The sequence below is a fragment of the Niastella populi genome, assembly GCF_002078015.1.
Lineage (GTDB): Bacteria > Bacteroidota > Bacteroidia > Chitinophagales > Chitinophagaceae > Niastella > Niastella populi.
The window spans coordinates 186356-195428 of sequence record NZ_LWBP01000078.1 but is presented as its reverse complement, the minus strand read 5'-3'; the positions used below and the strand labels follow the sequence as shown (position 1 = coordinate 195428).

The 9073-nt window shown below is 45.0% G+C and carries 5 protein-coding genes and 1 tRNA gene; 3 read left to right on the top strand and 3 right to left on the bottom strand.

The genetic code is table 11. From position 1 onward, the window contains the following. Nucleotides 1–11: 11 nt before the first annotated feature. Nucleotides 12–83: transfer RNA gene (locus A4R26_RS09125), tRNA-Met, on the bottom strand. A 191-nt stretch (nucleotides 84–274) separates the two neighbouring features. Between A4R26_RS09125 and era the strand changes: the two genes are divergently transcribed. The 3 genes from era (at nucleotide 275) to A4R26_RS09110 (ending at nucleotide 4548) form a co-directional block, all read left to right on the top strand. After that, on the top strand, nucleotides 275–1144 hold the full coding sequence (era, locus tag A4R26_RS09120; RefSeq protein WP_081163475.1) for a GTPase Era: 870 nt from the start codon (nucleotides 275–277) through the stop codon (nucleotides 1142–1144). A gap of 19 nt (nucleotides 1145–1163) precedes the next feature. Continuing rightward, nucleotides 1164–2480: a ribosome biogenesis GTPase Der gene (gene der / locus A4R26_RS09115; protein ID WP_081163474.1), complete on the top strand. Its 1317-nt coding sequence runs from the start codon at nucleotides 1164–1166 to the stop codon at nucleotides 2478–2480. A 208-nt stretch (nucleotides 2481–2688) separates the two neighbouring features. Then, the gene (locus tag A4R26_RS09110) at nucleotides 2689–4548 is read left to right on the top strand and encodes a hypothetical protein (RefSeq protein ID WP_081163473.1); all 1860 of its coding nucleotides are present in this window, start codon (nucleotides 2689–2691) and stop codon (nucleotides 4546–4548) included. 70 nt (nucleotides 4549–4618) lie between these two features. Here the strand turns inward: A4R26_RS09110 and A4R26_RS09105 are convergent, their stop codons facing one another. Next, nucleotides 4619–6859 carry a DUF4954 family protein gene (locus A4R26_RS09105; protein ID WP_081163472.1) on the bottom strand — a complete coding sequence of 747 codons (2241 nt, stop codon included), beginning with the start codon at nucleotides 6857–6859 and terminating at the stop codon, nucleotides 4619–4621. A gap of 173 nt (nucleotides 6860–7032) precedes the next feature. Next, on the bottom strand, nucleotides 7033–8874 hold the full coding sequence (glmS, locus tag A4R26_RS09100; RefSeq protein WP_081163471.1) for a glutamine--fructose-6-phosphate transaminase (isomerizing): 1842 nt from the start codon (nucleotides 8872–8874) through the stop codon (nucleotides 7033–7035). Nucleotides 8875–9073 lie beyond the last annotated feature (199 nt).

The window sequence follows — 9073 nt, the reverse complement described above, 5'->3', positions numbered from 1 at the left end:
CTTTTACCAAGTTGCGCGGGCAAGGATCGAACTTGCGACCTTCGGGTTATGAGCCCGACGAGCTACCGCTGCTCTACCGCGCGATGTAATATGTTTTACTCGCTACTTTATTTTGCGATATTGAGTTTCTAACGTCTTAATACTTAAAGAACTTTCCAATTTTCCGCTTCACTTCGCAATATCTTCTTTGTTAATTGGGTTGCAAAGATAAAGATATAAATCATTGCCACCAAACAAATTTTAATAATTTACCTTTGCAGGAATTTTAGATACAATGAAAGCGGGTTTTGTTAGCATATTTGGTAGGCCCAACGCGGGCAAAAGTACATTGCTTAACGCTCTTATGGGCGAAAAGCTGGCTATTGTATCACCCAAAGTACAAACCACCCGTCACCGCATCAAAGGCATTTTAACCGAACCTGAATACCAGATCATCTTTTCCGATACCCCCGGTATCATTGAGCCCAAATACAAGCTGCAGGAAAAAATGATGTTTGCCGTAAGACAGGCACTCGAAGATGTTGATGTTGCCTTATTAATGGTGGATGTGAAAGAGAACCTCGTGGAAGTGAACACCATCTTTGAAGCATTGCGTTTGAAAGTGCCCGCCATCATCGTTGTCAATAAACTCGATGACGTATCGGCAGCAAGAAAAGAAGAGGTATTTGCATTCTTCGGTTCGAAATCTTATTGCAAAGCGATCGCAGGCATTTCGGCCCTGAAGAAAACCGGTCTGCAGGAACTGATCAATGCCATCCTGCAATTCCTTCCCGATAACCCGCCTTTTTTTGAAGGCGATGAAATGACCGATTTACCAACCCGTTTCTTTTGTGCCGAACTGATCAGGGAAAAGATATTTTATTTATACCAGGAAGAAATACCCTATCATACAACCGTTATTGTAAATGAATTCAAGGAAAAATCATCACTGATCAAAATTTCCGCCGATATCATCGTTAACCGCGAAACCCAGAAAGGCATTCTGTTGGGCGTAGGCGGCAAAATGATCAAACAGCTTGGCACGGAAGCCAGAAAGGATATTGAACAATTCCTCGGACAAAAGGTATTTCTCGAACTCTTTGTTAAAGTGCGGCCTAAGTGGCGCGATAATGAGTTTATGTTAAAAGAATACGGCTATCACTAATAATTTTTGAGCAAACATTATGGCAGGTTTTACAGTAGCAATAGTTGGACGGCCCAACGTAGGGAAAAGCACCTTTTTTAATCGCCTGCTTGAGCAGCGCAAGGCAATCGTCGATGATGTGAGCGGCGTAACCCGCGACCGGCAGTATGGGGTGGCCGAATGGAATGGTAAATCATTCAACGTCATCGATACCGGTGGTTTTGTACCCCAAAGCGAAGAGGCTTTTGAAAAAGAGATCAATAAACAGGTGATGATCGCAGTTGAAGAAGCGAACGCCTTATTGTTTATGGTTGATGCCGCTACCGGCATTACCGACCTCGATGAATCAATGGCCGATGTATTGCGCCGTACCGCCAAACCGGTATTCCTCGTAGTAAACAAGGTCGATAATCACGAACGCCTGCTGGAAGCTACCGAGTTTTACGGGCTGGGCTTCGATAACATTTATTTCCTTTCCTCCATGAGCGGTAGCGGAACCGGCGAACTGCTCGATGCAGTGGCGGAATTAATTACCGAAGAGAATGTAGCTGCCCTCGAGGCTGAAGGCGTATTGCCCAAGTTTGCCATCATAGGTCAGCCAAATGTGGGTAAGTCGTCATTGCTGAATGCTTTAATCGGGCAGGAGCGCACCATCGTAAGTGATATCGCCGGCACTACCCGCGATACCATTCACACCCATTATAATTTATTTCAGAAAGAATTTGTTTTGATCGATACCGCCGGTATCCGCCGCAAAACAAAAGTGCATGAAGACCTGGAGTTCTATTCGGTCATCCGCGCCATTAAGGCAATGGATGAAGCCGATATATGTATGCTGCTTTTGGATGCGGAGAAAGGTATTACGGCGCAGGACCTGAACATTTTCAGTTTGGCGGTTCGTAAAGGAAAAGGCATTGTGCTGCTGGTGAACAAATGGGATAAGATGGAGAAAGCCACCAATACCGCCCGCGATTATGAAAATGAACTAAAGAAGCGCATTGCGCCTTTTTCTGATGTGCCTGTTATATTCATTTCAGCATTGGAAAAAGTGCGTATCCATAAAGCTATAGAGGTTGCGCTTGAAGTGTATGATAACAAACAACGCAAGATACCAACCTCAGAGTTGAACGAGCAAATGCTGAAAGCAATTGCCGCCTACCAGCCGCCTGTGGTGCGTGGTAATCCTATCCGTATTAAATATGTAACGCAACTCCCAACACACGTTCCGTCGTTCGCTTTCTTCTGCAATTTTCCCGATGATGTAAAGCAGCCGTATAAGAATTACCTCGAGAACCAGCTGCGCCAGCATTTCAATTTCACTGGTGTTCCGGTGCGGATCTTCTTCAGAAAAAAATGATCTTCCTTCATATAAAAGCCGCCTGGTGCGGCTTTTTTTTATGCCCCGCACAGTACAGGTTGACAGAGTACAAAATTGTATCCATAGGTATTCAATTGTGTATTACACTAACCAGTATTCGAATTTTTATTAATTTTTGTTTTGTTGAATAGATATATTTTTTATCTTCATATTACAGGCTCTATAAAGTAGCATAAACTTTACTGTTATGCTAAATACAAAACTGTTGCTTACTTTGCAGCTACTGCTTTTATTTGTCCTTTTGGTAAATGTTCCCTCTTTTGCCCAGCTTCGATGGGATGGTGAAGCCGGCGATGGCCGGTGGATGACACCAGATAACTGGTCGGGGAATGTACTCCCTGCTGTTACTGACGATATTATTTTCGACAACTCATTTTTAACCGGTAACTATACCATCCATTTGCCGGGTGGTGACAGCATGGTTCATGTACGATCGGTAACCATTGCGCCCGGCGCAGGCAGAACTATCGAATTAATACTGCCTGCTGCCAATACAGCCCTTCCCGGTTTTAAAGTTTCAGGCGCTGCTTATGGTATGGTGATCGGGAACGGCGGCATATTTAAAAATGCTTCAGGCACCGGGAGCGGTTTACCTGTTGAGATCGCTGATTCGCTAAAGATCAGCAATGGTGGCAGGTTTATTCAGAACACTGAAGGTAGCCATGCCGCCATTGTAGCGGTGTTATCGAGGGCGCCGGGCACAGAAGAAGGGACCTTTGAATTTGATTTACCTACTGCTTCAAGCACTATTTCACTAAGCGGCCGTACTTATGGCAAACTTGTTTTATTATCAAATGCTATGAACGGAACGGTTACCTATACCGCATCAGGCACCAATACCATTACCCTTAAAAGCGATCTTTATATTGGTACCGGCGTGACTTTCAGTCTCAACTTTTCCGATACGCTTTTCGTTGGCCGTGACCTGATCCAGCAGGGTGGTACGCTCAATTTGGGTAATAATAACCGAAGCCTGGTCACTGTTGTGAACAGGCACGTGGTGCAAAGCGCCACAGGCGTAATAACTGAAACCGGTACCGGTTTGCCTGAAATGGTTTTCGGTGGTAACACTTTGCAGCAGATAGATTGTAAGGGTACTATAAAAGACAATGTTGCCGTAAAGATGAACAGTACCGAAGGCGCTACGCTTACCTCGCCATGGTCATTGCCATACAAATTACACCTCGTGAAAGGAAGAATAATTACTTCCGGTTCTAACATTTTAAAGCTATTAAGCGGATGTAGTATCATAGCAGACAGTTTATCAGATGATAGTTTTATCGATGGCCCGCTTCGAAAAGAAGGGTTGTCTGCTACGGATCAGTTTTTATTCCCTGTTGGGAAGGGAAATGTCATGCGATGGCTTACACTGAAGAATGTCAGCGGTAATTTCAATGTTGAGTATGTTGGCAGCAATCCCCAACTGATCAGCAACACCTACGGCGCCGGGATAAGTTATATTTCGCAAACCGGTTACTGGAGCATTCTGGCTGATGCCGGTCCAGCTTCGGCATCAGTTGAATTGTCATTTAATGGACCCAATAGTGGGGTAGGCACCAACCTGGCAACAGCGAGAGTTGCGCGGCTCGATAACGGCGTTTGGCTGAATAATGGCAATACTGCGTTTACGGGTACAGCAGGTTCGCGTGGGTCAGTGGTAAGTAACAACGTGGTTTCATGGAGCGCAACACCCGACCAATTTGCATTGGGAAGCAGTGTGCCGGTTGAAGGCCCGCTTGCATTGGTTGATGATACTACAGCCAGAGGAAATAATGTCGTAAATAATTATAGCGGCGCCTTACAGCTGGTGGCAATCACTTCTGCCAGGTATCCGGTACTTACCTGCCGCGCTTTTCAGAAAACACAGGTGCGTTTATGCGTAGTGAATAATAATGGCCAGGTTGTTAAAACAGTAAATACAATTCTTGAACGGGGTGTTAACCGCCTGCCAGTGGAAATGCCTTTGTTACCGGCCGGTGTATATGGCATTTATGCCTTTACGCCCAAAGGACCATCAAATGTTTTGCGGTTCATAATTATAAAATAGGGTAGGCAGAAATAAAAAGGAGTGAAATGTGCGATTAAACATTTCACTCCTTTGACTTAAACTATATTTATCAGGCTGTTTTCAGTTTAGCCTGTTTATCGAGTTTTAATTTGGCAACCAGTTGAAGAATGGATGCTTTATAGTTTTCCAACGCTTTTTGCTCCTGTTTAATAAAGCTATTGTCTTCCAGCCTGCCCACCACTTTATTCATGGCTTCGGTAGTTTCGTATACCATTTTGCGGAAAGGATTGCGATAATCCTTGGCGCGCGATTCGTATATTTCTTTTACCATCCACTCTTTGGTGCCAATGCTTTGGTGTAACAGCGATTTAATAATACCCGCGCTGGCTTTCTTCAAATTGATATCATACACCTCTTTAACGGCTGCCATGGCATGCGCCAGCTTTTCAGTCGGGTAGTGTTTACCCTGCTGTATATAGAAGTTGTGCACCGCGTTCCAGTCTTTTATTTTACCGGCAACGATCTGTTTGTTCAGCTTATCAATTTCCGAGCGAAGGATCAATTGTCCGCCTACATTCATCCATGGCGCAATGGCTGCTTTTGCCGGCAGGCTTTCTATCAGTTGTTCATGTGTTTTGATATTGTTGGCGCTGATATGCTCGATCAATTGCTGCACCAGGTAGTATATCACCAGTTCTTTGAACAGGTGGTACGATTTCATCACCTTTATGATGCGTACCGGGCGGCGGGTATTCTCGAAGTCATCGGCCATAATGGCCAGCTCATTCACAACCGGGTCTTTTGTATCGAGCAATACCTTACCAATGTCGATGAGCTCTTCATCGCTCATCTTTTTATGGTTGCCTTCGCGTTTCAGCCAGGCTTTGCCTACAAACTTCTGCAATAAAGGCAATGATTGCAATACATCGTTGATGGAATCGGGCGCAAGGAAGTTGAACTCCAGTGTTTGCGTTTTGTCGATCCGTTTATCGCGGTCGATATACTTCCACGCATTACGCGCAAGCGCATACATGTTATACATGAACCAGTACCCCGGCATTACTACCAGTTGGTCTTTGCTGAGGTCATTGCTGATAAGCGAGAACGGGATGGGAATGTTCAACTCAGCCGGATAATCGCCTTTGGCGAGAATGGAATAGCAGGCAAATTTTGAATTGTGTTTCAGGCTTACGCATAGGCCGGGCCAGAAACCACGGCCGGCAACGATCTCACCATCCGGGCTGCGGCTGTTATGGTTTGAACCTACGGTTGCACCGGCAGCCATATTGCTTTGTCCCTGTACCAGCGCTGCACATAAGAATGAGTTGTTATGGTGTTGCTCGTGCGATGGGAAAATAAGCGAGTTCAACACTTCACAACAGGAGATGGTTGAGTTATCGCCCAGGTAAGAGTTGATCAGCCGTGCCCCGTATTTAAGTTGTGAAAAAGATGCCAGTACAAAACGTACGGCTTTTACGCCATAGAACAGCCGGCATCCGTAACCAATAATTCCGTTCACCAGTTCGCAACCTTCACCCACCTGGGTATTGGCTTCGGCCGAAGAATTGATGGTAACGTTCTTTATTTTATTGGCGCCTTTTAAATAAGCATCGGAGCCTATCTTAACATCCTTTAAAATGCGACAGTTCTTGATAACCGTGCGGTCGCCTATGGTACCATAATAACCGCGCAACGCATCGAATTTCTTTTCAGTGAACTCTTTGAAGCGGTTCAGTAATTTATCATCATCCCTGAAATAGGTCCACAGGAATGCATCGCCGGGTAAAATGCCATCGAAGGCAAGGATACTGCGGCCGGCATTTTCATTGCACAATTCCATCCAGATGCGGATGTTCTCCGGCTCGCCTTCTTTTAAAATGCCATTACCGAATTTAGAGTGATCGGTTGTGGCAATTTCATTACAGTTCACCAGCATTACGTCATTGCCAATGATGTAATGGGAAATGTAGTTCACGTTATCGACAACCACATTGTCACCAAAGTCGCAACTGATAACGGTACTGTTATAAAAACCTACGGGGCGGCGCAGGTTATGGTATTCGAGATAATAAGGTTCCAGTTTGCCTATTCGCACCAGTCCGAAGAACTTACAGTTTTGAACCAGCTCGGGGTTGAACAGGTCTGATACCAGCAGGTTGTTCCAGTTGTCGGATGTATTGCGGTTGCGCACCAGCACTTCTATTTCATATGCCGACAAATGCCGGTAGTCGATGCCGTTCTTTACCTGTTTATTGCGCAGGTAATATTCGTCTTTTCCTTTGGGTAAAAATTGATCAGGAATGAAGTCGTATCCTAATGTGAAGAGAGGTCGGCGATTAATTTCATTCATTTGGCTATAATTATCAATGATGAAAGGGGAGTGAGTTGCAAAAAGTTGGTAATTACTGATGCAGGCTGGTTGCCAGTGGTAAATGGCTGGTGCGGTTTCCCGCTTGCCACTCGTCACTAGCTACCCGCCTGCTTCTTATAAGAACCAATCACTCATCTTTTGAGATAACTTAATTATTCAACAGTAACAGACTTAGCCAGATTTCTCGGCTTATCAACATCCAAACCTTTGGCAACGCCTATGTAGTAAGCCAGCAGCTGCATTGGAATTACACTGAGCATGGGAGCAACCAGCTCGTCGGCAGCGGGCACTACAATTACATCATCGGCCATTTGGGTAATTACATCATCGCCTTCCGTTATAACTGCAATTACTTTCCCTTTCCGCGCTTTTATTTCCTGAATATTGCTGATGATCTTTTCATGGTATGAGTCTCTTGTGGCGATGAACACAACCGGCAGGTTCTCATCAACCAGCGCAATAGGGCCGTGTTTCATTTCTGCGGCCGGGTAACCTTCTGCATGAATGTAAGAAATTTCCTTCAGCTTCAGGGCGCCTTCCAGTGCAATGGGAAAGTTGTAACCGCGGCCCAGGTACAGGAAGTCGCGGGCATCTTTATATTTATAAGCCAGTTGTTTTATTGCTTCGGCCTGGTTTAAAGCCGCCGGTATTTTTTCAGGAATAGCTTCCAGTTCGTTCAGTAAATGCAGGAACCGTTTATTATCGAGCGTGCCTTTTTCATAACCCAGCTTCAATGCAATGATGGCTAATACGGCCAGCTGTGCGGTGAAGGCTTTTGTACTGGCAACGCCAATTTCAGGACCGGCGTGGGTATAGGCGCCTGCATGTGATGCGCGGGCAATAGAAGAACCTACCACATTCACGATACCGAAGATAATGGCGCCCTGCTCTTTTGCTTTTTCAATGGCTACCAGCGTATCGGCAGTTTCACCACTTTGCGAAATGGCAATGATCACATCGCCTTTATGTATTACCGGGTTCCTGTAACGGAATTCCGATGCATATTCTACTTCAACCGGGGTGCGGCATAATTCTTCGATAATATATTCGGCCAGCAAACCGGCATGCCAGCTGGTTCCGCAGGCAATGATGAGAATACGCTGTGCATTTTTCAATTGTTCAATATTGGCTTCAACTCCGGCCATTGTGATGGTGCCATTGGCTGCATCAACCCGGCCGCGTAAACAATCGAATACGGTGCTGGGCTGTTCAAAGATCTCTTTCAGCATAAAATGATCGTAACCGCCTTTTTCAATAGCCGCCAGTTCGAGGTCGAGCTGTTGAACGAACGGGGTGATCTTTTCATTACCCAGATTTTTTAAGATCAGTTCATCGGGTTTAATGATGGCCAGCTCATAATCGTTCACATACACTACTGTTTTTGTGTATTCGATAATGGGTGAAGCGTCTGAGGCAAGGAAATGCTCATCGCGGTTCTTGCCAATACCAATTACAAGCGGGCTGCCTTTGCGTGCTGCGATCAGTGTATCGGGATTGTCCTGGTCGATGAGAATAATAACATAAGCGCCTACTACGCGTTTCAGGGCAATACGTACTGCTTCTTCGAGGCCGCATTTATTGTTGAGTTGAATATCTTCAATGAATTTCAGCAATACTTCCGTATCGGTATCGCTGATGAAATTGTATCCTTTTTTCTGTAATTCGCTTTTTAACTGGTTGTAATTTTCAATGATTCCATTATGGATCATGGCCAGTTTACCATTCTCTGATAAGTGCGGGTGTGCATTGCGATCGCAGGGTTCGCCGTGGGTAGCCCAACGGGTGTGGCCAATACCAATGTTGGCATGCAGGTCTTTTCCAACAAGGGTTTCTTCAAGTTCGGCCACTTTTCCTTTTTTCTTATATACGTTCAGGCCGGAGTTCAAAAGCGCAACACCGGAGCTGTCATATCCACGGTATTCGAGACGTTTTAATCCTTTTAAAATGATCGGGTAAGCTTCCTTATTTCCTATATATGCTACAATTCCGCACATAATTACAGGGGTTTAAGTTTACAATTATTAAGTGTTGAGTTTACAGTCTTTAACTGTTGTCTTGAGTTATAATAAAATCTATGCCGCAAAATGCAAACGGTTGCGCAATATTATCAAAAAAAATAGCATACAGCGTGCGAAAACATGCATTGAGGCTTAATGCTAAAGGCTTAACGCTTAACGCTGCTTCCCGCGCCGG